Source organism: Brevundimonas sp. ALps5 (genome assembly GCF_058681645.1).
The window spans coordinates 1,599,908-1,619,780 of sequence record NZ_CM178744.1; the positions used below are offsets into that span (position 1 = coordinate 1,599,908).

At 68.2% G+C, this 19,873-nt stretch carries 19 protein-coding genes; 5 read left to right on the forward strand and 14 right to left on the reverse strand.

Annotated features, from left to right (window positions below; genetic code table 11):
* Nucleotides 1-172: 172 nt before the first annotated feature.
* The gene (locus ACW172_RS07685; protein ID WP_492034589.1) at nucleotides 173-1,312 is read right to left on the reverse strand and encodes an AI-2E family transporter; all 1,140 of its coding nucleotides are present in this window, start codon (nucleotides 1,310-1,312) and stop codon (nucleotides 173-175) included.
* Nucleotides 1,313-1,419: 107 nt separating this feature from the next.
* On the opposite strand from ACW172_RS07685, the gene ACW172_RS07690 reads away from it, so the two are divergent.
* Nucleotides 1,420-2,967 (forward strand): helicase HerA-like domain-containing protein, encoded by a 1,548-nt coding sequence (locus ACW172_RS07690; protein ID WP_492034590.1) that lies wholly within the window; start codon nucleotides 1,420-1,422, stop codon nucleotides 2,965-2,967.
* Between the two features lie 49 nt (nucleotides 2,968-3,016).
* On the opposite strand, the gene ACW172_RS07695 is transcribed toward ACW172_RS07690, so the two are convergent.
* The 3 genes from ACW172_RS07695 to ACW172_RS07705 all read right to left on the reverse strand — a co-directional run bounded on the left by ACW172_RS07695 (nucleotide 3,017) and on the right by ACW172_RS07705 (nucleotide 8,359).
* Nucleotides 3,017-5,176: a prolyl oligopeptidase family serine peptidase gene (locus ACW172_RS07695; RefSeq protein WP_492034591.1), complete on the reverse strand. Its 2,160-nt coding sequence runs from the start codon at nucleotides 5,174-5,176 to the stop codon at nucleotides 3,017-3,019.
* An 82-nt stretch (nucleotides 5,177-5,258) separates the two neighbouring features.
* A complete protein-coding gene (locus tag ACW172_RS07700; protein ID WP_492034592.1) occupies nucleotides 5,259-7,454 on the reverse strand; it encodes a prolyl oligopeptidase family serine peptidase in 2,196 nt (731 codons plus the stop codon).
* A gap of 101 nt (nucleotides 7,455-7,555) precedes the next feature.
* Nucleotides 7,556-8,359 carry a potassium channel family protein gene (locus tag ACW172_RS07705; protein ID WP_492034593.1) on the reverse strand — a complete coding sequence of 268 codons (804 nt, stop codon included), beginning with the start codon at nucleotides 8,357-8,359 and terminating at the stop codon, nucleotides 7,556-7,558.
* Between the two features lie 262 nt (nucleotides 8,360-8,621).
* Between ACW172_RS07705 and dapF the strand changes: the two genes are divergently transcribed.
* Nucleotides 8,622-9,455, forward strand: coding sequence for a diaminopimelate epimerase (gene dapF, locus ACW172_RS07710; RefSeq protein ID WP_492034594.1), 834 nt, complete (start codon nucleotides 8,622-8,624; stop codon nucleotides 9,453-9,455).
* Here dapF and ACW172_RS07715 read toward each other — a convergent pair.
* From ACW172_RS07715 to sdhC, 9 genes are all read right to left on the reverse strand, one after another.
* The gene (locus ACW172_RS07715) at nucleotides 9,452-10,342 is read right to left on the reverse strand and encodes a LysR family transcriptional regulator (RefSeq protein WP_492034595.1); all 891 of its coding nucleotides are present in this window, start codon (nucleotides 10,340-10,342) and stop codon (nucleotides 9,452-9,454) included. The genes dapF and ACW172_RS07715 overlap by 4 nt on opposite strands.
* A gap of 63 nt (nucleotides 10,343-10,405) precedes the next feature.
* A complete protein-coding gene (locus ACW172_RS07720) occupies nucleotides 10,406-10,735 on the reverse strand; it encodes a PilZ domain-containing protein (RefSeq protein WP_492034596.1) in 330 nt (109 codons plus the stop codon).
* A 61-nt stretch (nucleotides 10,736-10,796) separates the two neighbouring features.
* Complete coding sequence (locus tag ACW172_RS07725; RefSeq protein ID WP_492034597.1) at nucleotides 10,797-11,597, reverse strand: kinase; 801 nt, start codon at nucleotides 11,595-11,597, stop codon at nucleotides 10,797-10,799.
* A complete protein-coding gene (locus ACW172_RS07730) occupies nucleotides 11,598-11,918 on the reverse strand; it encodes a 2Fe-2S iron-sulfur cluster-binding protein (RefSeq protein ID WP_492034598.1) in 321 nt (106 codons plus the stop codon).
* An 8-nt stretch (nucleotides 11,919-11,926) separates the two neighbouring features.
* Nucleotides 11,927-12,274, reverse strand: coding sequence for a gamma-glutamylcyclotransferase family protein (locus ACW172_RS07735; RefSeq protein WP_492034599.1), 348 nt, complete (start codon nucleotides 12,272-12,274; stop codon nucleotides 11,927-11,929).
* Between the two features lie 10 nt (nucleotides 12,275-12,284).
* Nucleotides 12,285-13,082 carry a succinate dehydrogenase iron-sulfur subunit gene (locus ACW172_RS07740; RefSeq protein WP_492034600.1) on the reverse strand — a complete coding sequence of 266 codons (798 nt, stop codon included), beginning with the start codon at nucleotides 13,080-13,082 and terminating at the stop codon, nucleotides 12,285-12,287.
* 1 nt (nucleotide 13,083) lies between these two features.
* Nucleotides 13,084-14,868: a succinate dehydrogenase flavoprotein subunit gene (gene sdhA / locus ACW172_RS07745; RefSeq protein WP_492034601.1), complete on the reverse strand. Its 1,785-nt coding sequence runs from the start codon at nucleotides 14,866-14,868 to the stop codon at nucleotides 13,084-13,086.
* Nucleotides 14,869-14,872: 4 nt separating this feature from the next.
* Nucleotides 14,873-15,277, reverse strand: coding sequence for a succinate dehydrogenase, hydrophobic membrane anchor protein (sdhD, locus tag ACW172_RS07750; RefSeq protein WP_492034602.1), 405 nt, complete (start codon nucleotides 15,275-15,277; stop codon nucleotides 14,873-14,875).
* Nucleotides 15,274-15,723: a succinate dehydrogenase, cytochrome b556 subunit gene (gene sdhC / locus ACW172_RS07755; RefSeq protein WP_492034603.1), complete on the reverse strand. Its 450-nt coding sequence runs from the start codon at nucleotides 15,721-15,723 to the stop codon at nucleotides 15,274-15,276. The genes sdhD and sdhC overlap by 4 nt, the downstream gene beginning before the upstream one ends.
* A 216-nt stretch (nucleotides 15,724-15,939) precedes the next feature.
* On the opposite strand from sdhC, the gene ACW172_RS07760 reads away from it, so the two are divergent.
* From ACW172_RS07760 to ACW172_RS07770, 3 genes are all read left to right on the forward strand, one after another.
* Nucleotides 15,940-16,545: a hypothetical protein gene (locus ACW172_RS07760; protein WP_492034604.1), complete on the forward strand. Its 606-nt coding sequence runs from the start codon at nucleotides 15,940-15,942 to the stop codon at nucleotides 16,543-16,545.
* A gap of 125 nt (nucleotides 16,546-16,670) precedes the next feature.
* Nucleotides 16,671-17,294 carry a methyltransferase family protein gene (locus tag ACW172_RS07765; RefSeq protein ID WP_492034605.1) on the forward strand — a complete coding sequence of 208 codons (624 nt, stop codon included), beginning with the start codon at nucleotides 16,671-16,673 and terminating at the stop codon, nucleotides 17,292-17,294.
* A gap of 80 nt (nucleotides 17,295-17,374) precedes the next feature.
* The gene (locus ACW172_RS07770; RefSeq protein ID WP_492034606.1) at nucleotides 17,375-18,244 is read left to right on the forward strand and encodes a pirin family protein; all 870 of its coding nucleotides are present in this window, start codon (nucleotides 17,375-17,377) and stop codon (nucleotides 18,242-18,244) included.
* Nucleotides 18,245-18,248: 4 nt separating this feature from the next.
* Here the strand turns inward: ACW172_RS07770 and ACW172_RS07775 are convergent, their stop codons facing one another.
* Nucleotides 18,249-19,853 carry a GAF domain-containing sensor histidine kinase gene (locus ACW172_RS07775; RefSeq protein WP_492034607.1) on the reverse strand — a complete coding sequence of 535 codons (1,605 nt, stop codon included), beginning with the start codon at nucleotides 19,851-19,853 and terminating at the stop codon, nucleotides 18,249-18,251.
* Nucleotides 19,854-19,873: the final 20 nt, after the last annotated feature.

A 19,873-nucleotide genomic window follows, 5' to 3' on the forward strand; every position in this document is an offset into this window, starting at 1 on the left:
ACTAAAAGACAAGGCCGCCGGACGGGGGGTCCGACGGCCTGCTTTGGGGATCGGCGCTGGAGGGGGGAAGGGCGCCGTCCCGGTTCGACGCGAACCCCGGAGGGGGGAGGGGAGGCCCGCGTCGTCTGAGACCCAGATAGGAAGGCGTCAGCAGGGGTTCAAGGGGCGGGGGCTAGGCTGTCTCCTGCGGCGGCTTGACGCGCTTTCGGCTGGCCCGGGTCCTGGCGGCCGTGGCCTGTTTCTCGGCCTCGTCGGCATAGGGGGCGCCGTCGCCGGACAGGAGGACGGCCATCCACATCGAGCCCTTGAACTCGGCCAGGATGGCCATGGCCATGACCGCGAGCGGGGTGGACAGGAACATGCCGACCACGCCCCACATCTTGCCGAACAGGGCCAGGGACAACAGGACGGCGACCGGGTCGATGTTCTGGTTGTCGCCCTGCATGCGCGGCTGGATCATATTGCCGACGATGAAGAGGATGATCTGGAGCCCGACCAGCAGGATGATGGCCGGCCAGTAGCTCTGGAACTGGACAAGGGCGAACAGGGGCGGGGCCAGACCGCCAACGGCGCCGCCCAGCACCGGGATGAAACCCACGATGAAGATGACGAAGGTCCAGAACTCCGCGTTCTGGAGGCCGACGACCTTCATCAGGATCCAGGCGAAGACGCAGATGATCGCGCCGGTCACCGACTGGACCCAGATATAGCCCTCGACCCCGCCGCGCACGCGCTGGAAGACCTCCATGGCCTCGGCGCGCTGGAGCTTCTCGGGGAACATGGCGACGAGCTTCCTGCGGAAGCCGCCCTGCGACGCCAGCAGGAAGCCGAGATAGACGAGGACGAAGAAGGCGCCGGAGAGGACGCCCTGGGCCTGAAGCGCCACGGTGGTCAGATAGCCCCGGATATCGATGCCGGTGATCAGGACTTGCAGCGTCGGCGGATGCTGAATGCCCAGCAGGGCCGAGCCGTCGCGCAGGATCTGGTCGATGCGCGGCCCGATATTGGTCGCCACGCCCGAGGCCTCGCCGAAGAATCCGGAGGCGCCGTAGATGATGATGGCGATGGAGCCCGCGAAGAGCAGGACCACCACGATCAGGGCGGCGATGCCGGCCCAGCGGTGCGGCAGGGGCGTCTTGTCCTCGATCGAGCGCTTCACCCCGTCGATGACGATCATCAGGAAGATGGCCATGGCCAGGGGCGTCAGGATGTCCGACAGCCAGACCAGGGCGGCGGCGGTGACCACCACGGCGATCAGAACCAGGGCGTTGCGGGCGACGACGGGGGTGGCGACGGTGACGGGCGGTTTCATCAGGCGACCTTCGGGGGCCGGGGAGGCGGCGTCAATCATGTTACAGTCCAACGCTTTTACGCCGTGAACGGCTGCGCTAATCCAGCAGCATCACTGGAGCCTTCGCGATGTCCGACCTGCCCGCAACCGGCCTGTTCATGGGCCAGTCCAACGACACGGGGGCAGGCGTGCCCGAGATCCTGTTGTGGCAGAGGGCCAACCGGCACGGGGTGATCGCGGGCGCCACGGGCACGGGCAAGACCGTGACCCTGCAGATCCTGGCGCAGGGCTTCTCCGACGCCGGGGTGCCGGTCTTCTGCGCCGATGTGAAGGGCGATCTCTCGGGCATCAGCCAGCCGGGCGCGCCGAGCGAGAAGCTGATCGCCCGGGCGACGGGGATGGGGCTGACGCTCAATCCCAAGGCGGCGCCGACGGTGTTCTGGGACCTGTACGGCCAGAAGGGGCATCCGGTGCGGGCGACGGTGTCCGAGATCGGGCCGCTCTTGATGGCGCGGATGATGGACCTGAACGACGTGCAGGAGGGGGTGCTGACCGTCGCCTTCCATGTGGCGGACAAGGAGGGCCTGCTGCTGCTGGACCTCGACGACCTGCGCTCCATGCTGACCTATGTGGCGGAGAACGCCGCGAAGATCGGCCGTGAGGTCGGCAATGTGGCCCCGGCTTCGATCGCTTCGATCCAGCGCGCCCTGCTGCAGCTGGAACAGGACGGCGGCGACGCCTTCTTCGGCGAGCCGGCCCTGCGCCTGACCGACATGATCCGCACCAGTCTGGACGGCCGGGGTCAGGTCAATGTGCTGGATTCGACCCGGCTGATGAACAGCCCGCGCCTGTACGGCGCCTTCCTGCTGTGGCTGATGTCGGAGCTGTTCGAACAGCTGCCCGAGGTCGGGGATCCGGAGAAGCCGAAGATCGTCTTCTTCTTCGACGAGGCCCATCTGCTGTTCAAGGATGCGCCCAAGCCCCTGCTGGAAAAGGTCGAGCAGGTGGTGCGGCTGATCCGCTCCAAGGGGGTGGGGATCTACTTCATCACCCAGAACCCGGCCGACATTCCCGACAGCGTCCTGGCTCAGCTGGGCAACCGGGTGCAGCACGCGCTGCGCGCCTACACCCCCTCCGACCAGCGCGGTCTGAAGGCGGCGTCGGAAAGCTTCCGCGTCAACCCGGCCTTCGACACGGCCGAGGCCATTCAGGCCCTGGGCACCGGCGAGGCGCTGGTGTCGGTGCTGGACGAGAAGGGGGCGCCGACGATCACCGCCCGCACCCTGATCCGCCCGCCGGACAGCCGCCTCGGTCCCGCGACCGACGCCGAACGCGCCTCGGTCATGGCCGCCAGCCCCGTCGCCGGGGTCTATGACAAGGCGATCGACCGCGAGTCGGCCGAGGAGGTGCTGGCCGCCCGCCACGCCGCCGCCGATCAGGCCGCCGATGCGGAGGAAGCCGCGAAGGCTGAGGCGAAAGCTCAGGCCCAGGCCGACAAGGCGGCGGCTCGCGCCGCGCCGAGGGCTGCGCCTGCCCCGCGTGCTCCGGCCGCCCCGCGCCGTTCGACGCGTGAGACGCCGATCGAGGCCATGACCAAGTCGGTTTTGCGCACCGCCGGTTCGACCATCACCCGGGAGCTGCTGCGCGGGCTGCTGGGGAGTTTGAAGAAGCGGTGATCCCGGCCACCGCTCATCCCCGCGAAGGCAGGGACGAGCGGATTTTGGTTCAGTCCATCAACTGCTGCGCCAGATACACATAGTGCCGCGCCCAGCGGCGGGCGTTGGCGACGGGGTCGGCGTCGTTGGAGTGGCCGCCGGAGGTTTCTTCGTAATAGAGGTGGTCGTAGCCCATGTCGCCGAGGCGGGCGGCGAATTTGCGCGCGTGACCCGGGTGGACGCGATCGTCGCGGGTGTTCGTCGTGATGTAGACGCGCGGGTAATGCGCGCCGTTGCGCAGGTTCTGGTAGCCGGAATAGCGGGCGATGAAGGCGGCGTCGGCGGGGACGCGCGGGTCGCCGTATTCGCCGATCCAGGAGGCGCCGGCGGGCAGTTCCCAGTAGCGCAGCATGTCGATCAGCGGGCTTTCGATGACGGCCGCGTTGAACAGTTCCGGGTGCTGGGTGATCGAGACCGAGGTCAGGACCCCGCCGTTGGAACGGCCGTAGATGCCGAGGCGGCGCGGCGAGGTGATCTTGCGCTCCTCCAGATCGCGGGCCACGGCGGCGAAGTCGTCGAAGGCCAGCTGGCGATGCTCGCGCAGGACCGCCTCATGCCAGGCCGGGCCGAACTCGCCCCCGCCCCGGATGTTGGCGATGACGAAGGCGCCGCCGTTCTCGAGCCACAGCTTGCCCATCTCGGGCTTGTAGGCGGGCGGATAGGCGACGGAGAAGCCGCCGTAGCCGAACATGATCGTCGGGGTCGATCCGTCCATGGGCGCGTCCTTGGGACGAACCACGAAATAGGGGATCTTGGTCCCATCCGAGGAGGTGGCCTCGAACTGTTCGACGACATCCTTCGAGGCGTCGAAGCGGGCCGGGGCCGAGCGGATGACGTTGGCCGTCGACTGGTTCAGGTCGGCGATGGCCAGGGTCGGCGGGGTCAGGAAGCCTTCGAACGTATAGAAGATCCGGCCCGACTTGCGGTCGAAGGAGCCCAGGTGGACGGCGGCGTTCTCGGCGGCCGGCAGGACGGTCCGGGTCCAGGGTTGGTTGCCGTTGTTGTTGAACGAGACGACGTGGCCGGTGACGTTGTCATAGACGGTGGCGACGATCTTCTCGTCCAGCACCGCCACGTCCTCGATGGATTGGCGCGGGGTGGGGACCAGGACGATGTCGGCCTCGGTCGACATGAAGATATTGCCGTCGGTCGGCGGGCGCAGGACGTTCAGGCTGACGGCCAGCAGCGAGCCGGCGGAACGGGCGTTGCCACGCCGGGTCCAGTCCTGATCCGGGGTGAAGACCAGACGGTTGTCGATCATCCCGTGGATGGAGACCTTTTCCGGCAGGCCCAGCTTGATGGTCTTCGAGCCGTCCAGCAGCCAGGTCTCGGCGCGGAAGGTGTCGAGCGGGCGCGAGACGATAACGGCCTGAAGTTCGCCCGCCCCGTTGCGGAAGGCGCGCGGGCTGACGCCGTAGCCGCCGTCCGAGGCGGCGCCGCGGAAGACCTCGACGGCCTGATCCAGGGTCTGGCCCCGGCGCAGCCCCTTGACGATGAAGGGATAGCCGCTCTCGGTCAGGGTGCCCGGACCGAAGTCGGTGGCGACCAGCAGCGTATCCTTGTCGAGCCATTCGATGCGGTGCTTGCCCTCGGGCAGGCTGAAACCGCCCTCGACGAAGGTTTTCGTCGTGGTGTCGAACTCGCGGACCACGACGGCGTCCTTGCCGCCGTCGGACAGGGAGATCAGGCAGCGGGTCTCGTCAGGCGGCATGCAGTCGGCGCCCTTCCAGACCCAGTCCCTGCCTTCGGCCTTCGACAGGGCGTCGATGTCGAGAAGCGTCTCCCACTCGGGCGTCGCCGAGCGGTAGGAGGCCAGGGTCGTGCGCCGCCACAGGCCCTTGGGATTGGTCGCGTCCTGCCAGAAGTTGCCGATGCCGTCGCCGAGGAAGGAGGGCGCCGCGATCCGGTCGGTCGCCGACAGGATGTCGAAGGCCTGCTGGCGGAAGGGTTCGTAGCGGCGGTCCGAGGTCAGGGCCTTGAGGCTCTTCTCGTTCTCGGAGGCGACGAAGGCCATGGCTTCCGTGCCGTTGACCTCCTCCAGCGCCAGATGCTCGTCGGCGGCGCGGACGCCGGCGGGGGAGAGGTCGCGCGGCATGTGGGGCGGCGCAGACTGGGCGAGGGCGGTGGTGGCCATCAGGCTCATCGCGAGGGTCAGCAGGACAGGACGCATTTTAAACTCCGCTCATCCCCGCGAAGGCGGGGCCCCAGATCCTCGGGCAGGATCGACGACATCGACCCTGCCCGACAGTGACTTACTGCTGCGCCGGCTGATCCATCAGGCGGCGCGTCAGATAGGTGTATTCCAGCGCGATCCGGCGGGCGGTTTCCAGCAGATTCGCTCCGGCCGCGTGGCCGCCGTCGGTGTTTTCGTAGAAGAGGACCGGATAGCCGAGCTCTTCCAGACGCGCCGCCGCCTTGCGGGCGTGGCCCGGGTGGACGCGGTCGTCCTTGGTCGAGGTGTGGATGAACACCTCGGGGTAGGGCATGCCGGCGCGCAGGTTCTGGTACGGCGAATAGGCCTGGATCCAGGCGCGCTCTTCCGGAACGTCCGGATTGCCGTACTCGCCCTGCCAGGAGGCGCCGGCCAGCAGCTTGTTGAAGCGCAGCATGTCGAACAGGGGGACCTGGATGACGGCGGCGTTGATCAGGTCCGGGCGCTGGGTCAGCATGGCGCCCATGAACAGGCCGCCCTGCGAGCCGCCCATGATGCCGAGCTTCGGCTGGGAGGTGATGTGGCGGGCCTCGAGGTCGAGGGCCACGGCCTGGAAGTCCTCATGCGCCTTGTGGCGGTTCTCCTGCAGGGCCGCGTCGTGCCACTTGGGCCCGAACTCGCCGCCGCCGCGCGTATTGGCCACGACATAGACGCCGCCGCGCTCGAGCCACAGCTTGCCGACCGTCGCCGAATAGCCGGGCAGGAGCGAGCTTTCGAAGCCGCCGTAGCCATACAGAAGCGTCGGGTTGGAGCCGTCCATCGGGATGTCCGACTTATGGACCACGAAATAGGGGATCATGGTGCCGTCGGCCGAGCGGGCCTCGAACTGATCCACCTGCATGCCCGTGGCGTCGAACTTGGCGGGCAGGGACTTGACCACGGCGGTCGCGCCGGTGGCGGCGTCGGCGAGGTAGAGGCTGGACGGGTTCAGATAGCCGGCGACGGAGACGAACAGGCGGTCGTCGGTCTCGCTGGCCGAGCCGACGCCGACGGTGACGTTGCGCGGCAGGTCCATGCGGCTGTGGCTCCAGTCGGACGGGTCATAGACCTCGATCCCGCCCCGGACGTTGTCGAACAGGGCCACGACCAGTTTGTTGCGCGTCGCGGTCATGCTCTCGATGGCCTGACGCTCGGTCGGGCGGATGACCAGTTTGGCCGGGGCCTTCGGGTCGGCCAGCCAGGCGTCGAGGGTCCAGGCGATGACGTCGCCGGTCAGGAAGGTCTGGCCTGACGGGGCGGTCCAGTCCTGTTTGACGGTGACGACCAGCTGACCCTGGACCAGGGCGTTGATGTCGGACTTGGCCGGGAGGTCGAGTTTGCGCGTCGTGCCGTCGGCGTTGAGCAGATACGTCTCGCCTTCGTAGAAGCTGACGCCGCGGTTGATCAGGGTCGCCTTGATGACCCCGTCGGCGTCGCGCAGGGCGAAGCCGGAGACGGAGACGTCCGAGGGCTGGCCGGTGAAGACGGTCTCGGCCTGATCGACGGTCTGGCCGCGCTTCAGACGTTTGACGATCATCGGATAGCCCGAGGTGGTCAGGGTGCCGGGGCCGAAGTCACGCGAGATCAGCAGGGTGTCCGCGTCGATCCAGCTGGCGCCGCCCTTGGACTCGGGCAGGGAGAAGCCGCCGTCAACGAAGGTCTTCGTCACGCTGTCAAATTCACGGACGACCACGGCGTCCTTGCCGCCGTCGGACAGGGAGACGAGGCAGAGGCGCTCGTCCGGCGGCAGGCAGGAGGCGCCCTTGTAGACCCAGTTCTTGCCCTCGGCGGCGGCGAGGGCGTCGAAGTCGAGCACCGTCTCCCACTGCGGGGCGTCGGTGCGGTAGGACTCAAGGGTGGTCTTGCGCCAGACGCCGCGGACATGATCGGCGTCCTGCCAGAAGTTGGTGATCGTGCCGTCGTGGTTGAAGCCGGGGGCCGGGATACGGTCCTTCGACTGGACGATGGCGAGAGCCTCCTGATGCAGGGTCTCGTAGCGGGGATCGCCCTGGAGGACGCCGAGCGAGCGTTCGTTGTGGGCGCGGACCCAGTCCATGGCCCGGGCGCCGTCGACCTCTTCCAGCCACAGATACGGATCGGTCGCGTCCGAGGTGGCGAAGCCGCCCTCGGGGATCGGCGGATTGGCGAGAGGAGCCGAGGAGGCGGAAGCAGGAGAAGCGGTCGTTTGGGCCATGGCGGCGGTGGTCATTCCGGTTGCGGCGAGAAGAACAGCGGCCGAGGCCAGCGAGCGCATCATATGGGGGCTCCTTGAAAGGTGCGGCACCTTAGCGGTGGAGCCCCAAGCGACAAGGCGGCAGGCATTACCGATTTGTCATGGAAGATGCGCCGATTGACGCATCAGTCGCCGTCGTCCGGGATGCAGAGCATCTGACCGCAGGCCTTGCAGTGGACGGCGTCGGGGTCGTGCTTCTGCAGACCGCAGGCGTCGCACGGGAAGTGGACCTTGTGCGGCTTGAGCAGGGTCTGGCCGAGGCGCACGAACAGGGTGATGCCGATCAGCATGACGGCGATCGACAGGATCCGGCCCCAGGCGCCCGGCAGGGTAATGTCGCCGAAGCCCGTCGTGGTCAGGGTGGCGATGGTGAAATAGAGCGCGTCCAGATAGCCGTTGATGCCGTCGTGGCGGCCCCGGAAGGTGGTGTAGACGAAGCCCGTGACCACGAAGACGAAGGTCACCAGTCCGGAAAGGGCGCGGGTGATCTCCTCGAACCGGGTGTCGTCGAACTTGCGCCCGATGGTCCGCCAGAAGATGTCGGAGTTGAGCAGGGTCCAGAGCCTGAGGATCCGCAGGAAGCCGAGGTTGATGGCCCAGGCCGGCGCCAGCAGCGAGGCCAGCACCACCAGATCAACCCAGTTGATCGGCCGCCGGAACCAGTCCTTCCAGTCCGAGAAGGCGGTGATCCGCGCCGCCAGATCGAGGATCAGCAGGGCCGCGATCGCATAGTCGATCATATAGAAGGCGCGGCCGTGCGCCTTGAGGATGGGGGCGGCGACGAAGAAGGCGATGATGGCCAGATCGACCACGATCACCGCCAGCCGGAACCGCACTGCCGTCAGGCTGTCGCCGTGATAGAGGTAGCGCAGCCGGGCCTTGAGGCGCAGGCCGTGATGCTTGTGCGGGGGAGCGGTCGGGTCGGCCATGCAGTAGCGATAACGCGCGTCGGCGAAAACAGCACCTCTCCTTTCGTCATCCTCCGGCGAGCGTAGCGAGACCGGGGGACCCCGCGGCGCCGAAGGCGATCTGTTCAGGCAGGATGCCGAAACGCGTCGCTTGCGGCAGGTTCGCGCTCTCGCGCGCCGCTGGGTCCCCCGGTCTGCGCCGCGAAGGCGCGGCTTGCCGGAGGATGACGAAAGACGGGGGCGATTTGGGAACCGGCTTCACCATGCGTATATACCGGCCGAAATGACCCGTCCCTTCGTCAAGATGAACGGCGCCGGCAACGACTTCGTCGTGGTCAATGCGCTCGACCGGCCCTTCCAGCCGACGACGGAGCAGGTGCGCGCGCTCGGCGACCGGGACACGGGCGAGGGCTTCGACCAGCTGATCGCCATCGAACCGTCGGAGACCGGCGACGCCTTCATGCGGGTGTGGAACAGCGACGGCTCGGCGGTGGAGACCTGCGGCAACGCCCTGCGCTGCGTCGGCTGGATGCTGATGCAGGCGTCGGGCGCGGACAGTGTGACCATCGACACCCTGGGCGGACCCGCGACGGCATCGAATGCGGGTGAGTTCCGTATCACCGTCGACATGGGGGCGCCGCGGCTGGACTGGCGTCAGATCCCCCTGTCGGAAGAGATGGATACGCGCGGCATCGAGCTGCAGATCGGGCCGATCGATGCGCCGGTGCTGCATACGCCGGGCGCGGTCTCGATGGGCAATCCGCACGTCGTCTTCTTCATGGACCATACGCCCGACGACGCCTTCGTGCGCGGCTCGGGGTCGCTGATCGAGCACCATCCGCTGTTCCCGGAGGCGGTGAATGTCGGCTTCGCCCATGTGGAGGCGCGCGACCGCATCCGCTTCCGCGTCTGGGAGCGGGGTGCGGGGCTGACCAAGGCCTGCGGCACGGGCGCCTGCGCGGCCCTGGTCGCCACGGCGCGGCGCGGTCTGACCGACCGCAAGGCGACGGTGGTCATGGACGGCGGCGAGGTGGTCATCGACTGGGATGAGGCCACCGACCACGTCTTCATGACCGGCCCGGTCGAGGTAGAACGGACCGGCGGCCTGCCCTTCTAGCTCTCCCGCTGACGCGCCCTGAGCCAGCTCACGAAGGCGGCCAGCGCCGGTGGCGCATGGCGGCGCGAGGGGTAGTAGAGGAAGGGGCCCTCGAACGGCGGCAGCCAGTCCTCGAACAGCGACACCAGACGCCCGGCCGCGATGTCGTCTTCCGCCCAGGCCGAGAAGGTGGCGTGGAAGCCGAGGCCGTCGCGGGCGGCGTGGCCGGCGAGGACGCGGTCGGTGACGGTGAACGGCCCCTCCGGATGGATGCGGATGACGCGGTCGCCCTTCTCGAACTCCCAGACCACGACCCCGCCGGGCAGCTTCATGCGGATGCAGGGCAGGGCGGCCAGCTGCTCGGGGCTGTCGGGCGTCCCGACCCTTTCCAGCAGGGACGGGGCGGCGACGAGGACGAAGCGTTCGGGGCCGCCCAGAGGGACGGCGATCATGTCCTTGTCCAGCCGCTCGCCGTAGCGGACCCCGGCGTCGAAGCCCGCGCCGATGACGTCCGTGAAGCCGTCGTCGACGACCAGCTCCAGCTGCACCCCCGGATGGGCGGCGAGGAAGGGGACGATCAGGGGCCCCAGGGCGATCTCGGCGGCGCCCGGCGCATTGATGCGCAGGCGGCCGACGGGTTCGTCCGACGGCAGGCCGGTCGCGGCCAGGGCCAGATCCAGATCCTCGAGCGCCCCGCCGACGCGGGCGATCAGGGCCTCGCCGGCCTCGGTCGGGGAGACGCTGCGGGTGGTGCGGTTCAGGAGCCGGGTCCCGAGCCCGTCCTCCAGCGCCCGGATGCGCTCGCTGAGGCTGGACGGAGACAGGCCGTGCTCGGCCGCGGCGCGGCGGAAGCCGCGATGCCGCGCCACCGAGACCAGCAGGGCCAGATCGTCGAGCGAAGGTTTCATTGTTCGAAAATCCGGATGCCGCTGACCGCGCTGAACGGATTATCGCATGATTGAGGGCGGAGGCTAGCGCCCGCCCGCGCGCCGCCAGGCGTCTCTCGCTGCTGCAAGGCGGGCCGGGACGAGGCCGCGCAGGGAGGCCTGGGTGCGGCATTTGAGGCCCGTCTCGGCGCCCTTGGTCCAGGCGGTGTCGGCCTCGCAAGCGGTTCCGGCCGCGATGTCGACGACGACGACCGGCGAGGGCAGGGCCATCTGGCGATCGAGCCTGAGCTTCATGCCGCTGTGGGACAGGTCGACGATCACGCAGCCGAGTTCGAACCCGCCCGCCAGAACGATTCCGCGGGCGTGGCTGGGCCGGCGCGCCTCGAGGCGACGATCTTCCTGCTGGATGGTCATGGGTACTGAACGCTCAACTCTTGATTCAGGTCGCAGAGCCCTCCCGGCGGCGCCTGAGCTCCTAGCGTGACAGGGGAGTGGTTACCGCCCGATGTGCATCGAGGGTTACCGTGACCTCGGCGTCGACGCCGCCGGCCAGCATGGAGCGGGTGATCCGCTCGAAGACCTGGATGAAGCCGGCGATGCGGGCGCGATCGGCGGCGGGCAGGGCGTCGGGGGTGAGGCCCAGAAGGTCGGCCTCCTGCTGGCAGCGCCAGTCCAGCACGACGTCGAAGGACGGGGCGGCGAGGAAGAGGATGGCGTCGAAGGCGGCGAAAGCGCGGGCGTAGTCGGTCGCCAGTGCATCATTGACCAGACGCCGCCAGCGGCCGTCGGGGTCGTGCTCGTGCTCAAGATCATTGATGGATTCGACGAGGTCTGCGTCTGGCTGAGGACGGGCGCCGAGGCACCAGCCGTCGATCAGGATGACGGACGGGCGGCCGGTGAAGACGGGCCACTGGTCGGGCGGCAGGCGGTCGTCGGCGCGCTTGTCGAAGGCGGGCAGGGGCGTCTGGGTATCCGGCCCGGCGGCCCTGAGGGCGGCGATGGTCGCGGCCAGCAGGTCTAGGTCGTGGGTCAGGGGCGGGCCACGCGTCGCCAGCAGCGGATGCAGGTCGCGAGCCAGGGTCTGGCGCTCGGCCCGGGTCCGATAGACGTCGTCGAGGGACAGCTGGACGCCGCCGAGGGCCACCGCGAGCGAGCGGGCGAGGGTGGTCTTGCCGGAGCCTTGCGCCCCGGCGACGCCGATCAGAGGCGTATGGCCGGGGCGGGCATGGTTCGCGATCAGGGTCCCGGCGAGGTCCTCAAGCCGGGGGTCGATCACCTAGTGCTGGCTTTCCGGCAGACGGACGACGAGGCCGTCGAGCGCGTCCGAGACGCGGATCTGGCAGGACAGGCGGGAGTTGGGCTCGACGTTCTCGGCGAAGTCCAGCATCGACTCCTCCATGGCGCTGGCCTTGCCGGCCTCCTGCAGCCAGTCGGGATCGACATAGACGTGGCAGGTGGCGCAGGCGCAGGCGCCGCCGCAGTCGGCGTCGATGCCCGGGACGTTGTTGCGGATCGCGCCTTCCATGACGGACAGGCCGTTCTTGACCTCCACGGTCTGCTCGCCGCCGTCGTGCTGGATGTAGGTGATCTTGGCCATGGCGCGTCTTAGCAAGGGTGAGGAGAGAGGCAAAGCGCCCGGGTGTCGGCCGCGACATAGACCCAGGCCTCGGTTCCCGAGGCGAGGCGGACGATGATGCGGCGGTAGAGGTCGCCTTCATAGGCGTCGGCGGCGGCGAGGTCGGTTTCGGTGATCTGGAAGACCACGCCGTCAACGATTGCGGGGGCCGGGCCGCCCGGGATCAGGACGGGATAGACGGCGTCGCCGTCGGTCAGGGTCGATCGGGTGAAGCCGTCGAGGCGGTCGGGTTTGCCCGTCAGCCGGCGGCCGAAATGAGCAATCTGGATCGCGGGGTCCTGCAGCGTGCCATAGGCGAAGAGCAGGACCCCGGTCATCTCAGGCCGACTATGCGGCGGTCTTCTTGCGGTCCGGGGCCACCATCAGCTTCTTGGTCTCGGCGATGGCCTTGGCCGGGTTCAGACCCTTGGGGCAGACCTGGGCGCAGTTCATGATGGTGTGGCAGCGATAGAGCTTGAACGGATCCTCGAGCTCGTCGAGGCGGCTCTGGGTCGCGTCGTCTCTGGAGTCGGAGATCCAGCGATAGGACTGCAGCAGGGCCGCCGGACCCAGATACTCGCCGGCGTTCCACCAGTAGCTGGGGCAGGACGTCGAGCAGCAGGCGCACAGGATGCACTCGTACAGGCCGTCCAGCTTGGCGCGGTCGGCCGGCGACTGGAGCCGCTCGGTGGTCGGATCGGGCTCGTCCGACTGGAGGTAGGGCTTGATCGAGTCGTACTGGGCGTAGAACAGCGTCAGGTCCGTCACCAGGTCCTTGACCACCGGCTGGTGGGGCAGGGGCGAGATGGCGATGGTCGAGGACGAGCATTCGTCCCAACCCTTGGTGCAGGCCAGGGTGTTGCGCCCGTCGATGTTCATCGAGCAGGAGCCGCAGATGCCTTCACGGCACGACCGGCGGAACGACAGCGTCGGGTCGATCTCGTTCTTGATGTGGATCAGGGCGTCCAGCAGCATCGGGCCGTGGTCGTCCGACGACACCTGGTACTCGTCCCAGCTGGGGTTCTCGTCGACGTTCGGGTCGTAACGGTAGACCTTGTAGGTCTTGACGTTCTTGGCGCCCTTGGGAGCCTTGTGGACCTTGCCCTTCTTGGGGCGCGAGCCGATCGGGAGGGTGAATTCAGCCATCTCAGTAAACCCTCGCCTTGGGTTTGATGTACTCGATCTCGTCGGACATCGTGTAGGTGTGGACCGGGCGGTAGTCGATCTTGACCGGCTCGCCGGCGACCTTCCAGGCCAGGGTGTGCTTCATCCATTCGTCGTCGTGACGGTCGGGGAAGTCCTCGCGGGCGTGGGCGCCGCGGCTTTCCTCGCGGTTGGCCGCACCCTCGATGGTCACGAGCGCCAGGTCGATCAGGTTGTCGTATTCCAGGGTCTCGACAAGATCGGTGTTCCAGATCAGGCCGCGATCGGTGGTCTTGATGTCGGCCGAGCGGGCGTGGATGTCGCGGATCTTGGCGACGCCCTCGTCCAGGGTCTTGCCGGTGCGGAAGACGGCGGCGTCCGACTGCATGGCGGCCTGCATCTCGGCGCGCAGATGGGCGGTCGAGGTCGAGCCGTTGGCGTTGCGGAAGCGCTCCAGACGGGCCAGGTGCGGGGCGGTGGCTTCCGGCGGGGCGGCCGGGACCGGGGCGGCCTTGTCGACGATCTCGCCGGCGCGCAGACCCGCGGCGCGGCCGAAGACGACCAGGTCGGTCAGGGAGTTGGAGCCCAGGCGGTTGGCGCCGTGGACCGAGACGCAGGCCGCCTCGCCGACGGCCATCAGGCCCTTGACCACGGTGTCGGCGTTGTCGCCGACCTTGGTCAGGACCTCGCCGTGATAGTTGGTGGGGATGCCGCCCATATTGTAGTGGACGGTCGGGATGACCGGGATCGGCTCCTTGGTCACATCGACGCCGGCGAAGATCTTGGCGCTTTCCGAGATGCCGGGCAGGCGCTCGTGCAGGATCTTGGGGTCGAGGTGGTCGAGGTGAAGGTGGATGTGATCCTTCTTGGGACCGACGCCGCGGCCTTCGCGGATCTCCATGGTCATGGAGCGGGAGACGACGTCGCGCGAGGCCAGGTCCTTGGCCGAGGGGGCATAGCGCTCCATGAAGCGCTCACCCTCGGAGTTGGTCAGATAGCCGCCTTCGCCGCGTGCGCCCTCGGTGATCAGGCAGCCCGAACCGTAGATGCCGGTCGGGTGGAACTGCACGAACTCCATGTCCTGCAGGGGCAGGCCGGCGCGCAGGACCATGGCGTTGCCGTCGCCGGTGCAGGTGTGGGCCGAGGTGGCCGAGAAATAGGCGCGGCCGTAGCCGCCGGTGGCCAGGATGACCAGCTTGGCGCGGAACTGGTGCAGGGTGCCGTCGTCCAGCTTCCAGGCGGTGACGCCGGTGCAGACGCCGTCCTGCATGATCAGGTCCAGGGCGAAGTATTCGATGAAGAACTTCACCTCGCGGCGGACCGACTGGCCGTAGAGGGTGTGCAGGATGGCGTGGCCGGTGCGGTCGGCGGCGGCGCAGGTGCGCTGGACCGGGCCCTCGCCATAGTTGCGGGTCATGCCGCCGAAGGCGCGCTGGTAGATCTTGCCCTCGTCGGTGCGCGAGAAGGGCACGCCCCAGTGTTCAAGCTCATAGACGGCCTTGGGGGCCTCGCGGACCAGATATTCGATGGCGTCCTGGTCGCCCAGCCAGTCCGACCCCTTGACGGTGTCGTACATGTGCCATTTCCACGAATCCTCACCCATGTTGCCGAGCGAGGCGGAGATGCCGCCCTGGGCCGCGACGGTGTGCGAGCGGGTCGGGAAGACCTTGGTGACGCAGGCGACCTTCAGGCCCTGCTGCGCCGCCCCGAGGGCCGCACGGAGGCCCGAGCCGCCGGCGCCGACGACGACGACGTCGTATTCATGATCGACGAATTTCAGATCAGCCATGCGATCAGGCTCCGAACCCGGCGGGAAGCGGGGCCGAGCCCAGCGCCAGACGCACGATGAAGAAGACGCCGGCCGCGGCCAGCACGAAGAAGGCCAGGTTCAGCAGGCCGACCAGCAGCCCCTTGGTCCCGGGCTTGTGGATGTAGTCTTCGACGATGACCTTCCAGGCCAGGGCGCCGAAGAGGCAGAAGATCAGCAGGGTGGCGATGGCCAGGCCGGCGTTCAGCTTGCTGGCGAACCAGGCGACCACGGTGTCATAGCCCGCGCCCGTCAGGGTGAAGGCGGTCGAGGCGACCCAGACGCCCAGCGGCATCAGGGCGGCGAGGCAGACCTTTTCCAGGGTCCATTCGCCGGCGCCGTGACGCTCGGAGATCTTGACCCCGTTTTTGAACTTGGCGGCTCCGCTCACAGCGAGATCCTTCCGGTGGCGAACAGGATGGCGAAGACAACGATCGCCAGCGGGACCGGGCCCCAGACGGCGATGTTCGACAACAGGCCCGCGGGCTTGAGGGTCAGGGCCGCGCCCGTGTCGTTGATCAGGTGGCGGGCGCCGTTCAGCAGGAAGGAGAACAGCACCACCGTCAGGCCGAAGCCGACGACCAGGCCCAGCGGCGTGGCCAGGCAGGCGCCGATGCAGGCGAAGGCGTCGGGCCCGAAGGCGACGGCGCCGAGCCAGCCGACCACGAGCAGCGCCGCGACGCTGGCGGCGCCGATGGTCACCCGGAACAGGATGGAGGCCGCCATGGTGACGTGCCAGCGCCAGACCTGCAGGTGGGGGGACATGGGCCGTGGACGGCCGTTGGGCTGAATGACGTACCGGTCGTCCTGACCGGTCGAGTCGGGGGTGTTCGACATGCGAATGGTTCTCAAAACCCTGTGAATTCAGGCTTTCACCGTTTGTGGGAGTGGCTTTAGGACCCCCCGTCCGGGGGTGTCAACGCGAGCGGCGCCGCACTGCGGCAAGAAAAAGTGCGCCCTCCCGTCGTTCCGGGGGAACCGATCACGTTTTCGCGTGTTGCCGCTTCCACGCTAGCCATGTGCGCCAGCGATCCGCATCGTAGGGCTATGCTGTTGCTTACCCTCATGATCGCCGGTGTTTCGGGCCTTTCGGGTCAGGAAACCGCCTATGGCCAGGCCGCCTCGAGCGAGGTCTATGCCGCCCCCGTGGTTCGTCCCTATGAGCCGCCGTCGGATTTCGGGCGTCAGGTCGAGGAGGGTGACGTCAATCGCCCGATCCGCAGCCGGCCGATCACGGGCCCGGTCGCGGTCGAGGCCTATCAGGGTAATTACGAACAGAACCGCTCGACCGGCGAGATCGGCTATGTCGCCGCGGTGAACCGCGCCCGGGCCTCGGCCGACGCCCGGATGGGATCGCTCGACGGCGTCTGGACGGCGGTCGGGGCCGACGGAAAGCCGGTGCTGGATCTGGTCCTGTCGGATCGCGGACCTTCGAAGCCGGTCGAAGGCGCGCTGAGCCTGAACGACGCCACCCGCTCGACCGCCCCCGTGAATGGTGTCAGCCGGGACGGCGAGGCGGCAGAGATCGAGGCCTCGGTCGGCGGCCGCGCCGTGCGGCTGCGCCTGCGATCGTCCGGCCAGGGCTGGACCGGGACGCTGAGCGGCCTCGGCCGGGATCAGGCCGTGACCCTGACCCATCCGGGCGATCAGGCCGGCTGAAGGCCCCGAGCGTTGCGGTAACCCGGTTACGCCCTGAGGTTGAAAGGCCTAACTATGGTTATAACCGGCGGATTTAAAAGCGGTTCTTAAGCCGTCAGCAAGGACGTTGGCCGCATGTTGCGGTCATGACCAGCATCGACCTGAAACTGAGCCGCCTGACCGTGTCGCGGCTGCTCGACGGCGCAGAGCGTATCGCCATCGTTGTGCTCTACATCATGATGGTTCACCGGTTCGTCGGCGATCTGGCCGAAAAGCCCGCCAATATCCTGTTCATCTTCTCCGAGGGCCTGATCGCGGTCATGGTGCTGCTGCGCCGGGGGACCGAAGATATCAGCCTGCGGCCAGTCGACTGGCTGACGGGGGTTCTGGGGACCGCCCTGCCAATGCTGTACCAGCCCACGGGCGGCGGCTGGGCCGGCGGCGCCATGCTGATGGCCGCGGGCCTGCTGATCAGCCTGGGCGCCAAGCTGTCGCTGCGCCGCAGCTTCGGCGTGGTCGCGGCCAACCGCGGCGTCAAGCGCTCGGGCCTTTACGCCGCCGTCCGCCACCCGATGTATCTGGGCTATCTGGTCACCTATATCGGCGCCTTCGCGGTCAACCCGAGCAGCTGGAACGCCGTGCTGCTGTCGGTCTGGCTGGTGTTCGAGGTCCTGCGCATCTTCGCCGAGGAACGCATCCTGATGCAGGACGAGGCCTATCGCGAACACGCGGCCAAGGTGAAGTTCCGCCTGATCCCCGGAGTTTGGTGAGGCGCTAACGCTCGCGACACGGTCGCTCGCTGCTTGAGCGCCGTCTGGTAAAAAGCTATCAGCCACACTAGATGTGGCGAATGACCGATCCCATCGTTCGCCCCGTCCTGCGCCAGCATCCCGCCTACCGCGATGACATCGGCGATCTGGTGACCCGCCGTCCGGTGCCCGGGCCGGGGCTGGACCAGATGGATCCCTTCCTGTTCCTCAATCACCACGGTCCGCAGACCTATCCGCCGAACAACCGGGGCCTGCCGTTCGGGCCGCATCCGCACCGGGGCTTCGAGACCGTCACCTTCATCCTGGACGGCGAGCTGGCGCACAACGATTCCGCCGGCGGGGAAAGCATCATCAAGGCCGGGGGCATCCAGTGGATGACGGCCGGGTCGGGCCTGATCCACGCCGAACTGTCGCCCGCCGCCTTCAAGCGCGAGGGCGGACCGATGGAGATCCTGCAGCTCTGGGTCAATCTGCCGTCGCGGCTGAAGATGACCAGGCCGGACTATGTCGGTCTGCAGGCCGCTGACATCCCGAGCTTCACCACCGACGAGGGCAGGGTGACGGTGGAGCCGGTCTCGGGCAGCTGGGGCGGGGTGACGGCCCCGATCCAGTCGCTGATCGACATCCAGCTCGCGGTTCTGAAGTTCAGGACCCGAGGGGTGTTCGAGGCGCCGGTGGCGCGCGGGCGGACAGTCTTCCTCTATGTCGTCGCGGGCCAGGTTTCGGTGGGCGGGACGCCGGTCCAGCCGTGGAATCTGATCGCGCTCGGCGACGGGGACGCGGTGCGGATCGAGGCGGCCTCGGATGCGGTCGTCCTTCTTGGCCACGCCGACCCGATCGGCGAGCCGGTCGCCAGCCACGGCCCCTTCGTGATGAATACCCGCGAGGAGATCATTCAGGCCATCACCGACTACAACGCCGGCAAGTTCGGACCGCCGCCGAGGGTGTGACGGCCTATTCCGCCTGCATCTGCATCGGGGCCTCTTCCACCGACGGCTCCAGCGGGATTTCGAACCAGAAGGTCGAGCCCTGGCCGGGGGTGCTGTCTACCCCGATCCGGCCGCCCATCATGACCACCAGCCGACGCGAGATGGCCAGGCCCAGGCCGGTGCCGCCATAGAGGCGGGTGGTCGAACTGTCGGCCTGGGTGAAGCGGTCGAACAACCGCTCGACCGCCTCGGGCGAGACGCCGATGCCGGTGTCGGTTACCTCGACGCGAAGCCCCGCGTCCACGGCCGCGAGGGTCAGGCCGACGCGGCCGGTCTCGGTGAACTTTATGGCGTTGGAGAGGAAGTTGAGCACCACCTGACGCACCCGGCCCTCGTCGGCGACCATCGCCCGGGGCAGGGCGGCGGCGATGTGGAGGTCGAGATCGAGCCCCTTCTCGCGGCACTGTTCGGCGATCATGGCGGCGGCGCCCTCGGCCATCAGCCGGGGGTCGAACGGGGCCGGGTCCAGCTCGAAGGCGTCGGCCTCGAGCCGGGAATAGTCGAGCACGTCGTTGATCACCCCCAATAGCGCGTTGGACGCGGCCGAGATGCGGGTGGCATAGTGCCGCTCCTTGTCGGTCAGGGTGGGGCTGGACTGCAGGAAGGCGGAAAAGCCGATGATCGAGGTCAGGGGGGTGCGAATCTCGTGGCTGGTATTGGCCAGGAAGTCGGACTTGGCGCGGGTCGCCGCCTCGGCGGCGTCGCGGGCCTCGATCAGGGACGCCTGGGCCTCGACCGTCTCGGTGATGTCCTGAAAGACGCCGAACAGGCGCACGGGCCGGCCCTCGGCGTCCATCTCGCAGCGGGCCTTGGAGCGGGTGGTGCGCTCCTGCCCGTCCGCGCGGGTGATGCGCAGGGTGGCGTCATAGCCCGTCCCGGTTCTCAGGGCCCGGTCGACCAGGGCGCGAACCACGGCGGCGTCATCGGGATTATAGGCGCCGATGGCCGAATGCAGGGTGGGATCGACCGAGCCGGGAGCCAGGCCGTGGATGCGGAAGACCTCGTCGGACCAGGTCACCTGACCGGTGGCCACATCGACGCTGAAGTGCCCCACCCCGGCCATGGCCTCGGCCAGCTCCAGGGTTTCGCGCTTGGCCGAGGAGGCGCGTTCGTCGCGCTCCAGCTCGTACAGGTCGCCGGCCATGACGGCGAAGCGGCGCAGGTGGTCGACCTCGGCCGGGGTCAGGGGCGGACGGACCTTGAAATCCATGACCCCGATCGAGCCGATGGCCTGGCCCGAACGGTCCGAGACCGTGGCCCCGGCGTAGAAGCGCAAGCCCTTCTCACCCTTGACCAGGTCGAGGTCCCTGACGCGCGGATCGGTCAGGCCGTCCTCGATCAGCAACAGGGCCCCCGGGCCTTCGGCGATCAGGAGCCGGGTCGGGCTGAAGGGGACCGGGCCGCCGTCGCCGAAGCCGGGCAGGCCGATCAGGGTGCGCTGGGCGATCCGTTCGTCGACGAAGATGGAGCACAGGCCGACGGGGGCGGAAAACAGGGCGCACGCGGTCCTGACCAGACGCCCCATGGCGCTGTCGTCCCCGGCTCCGCGCTCGAAGATGCTGTTCGGCAAGGCCTGACCCTTGATATCCA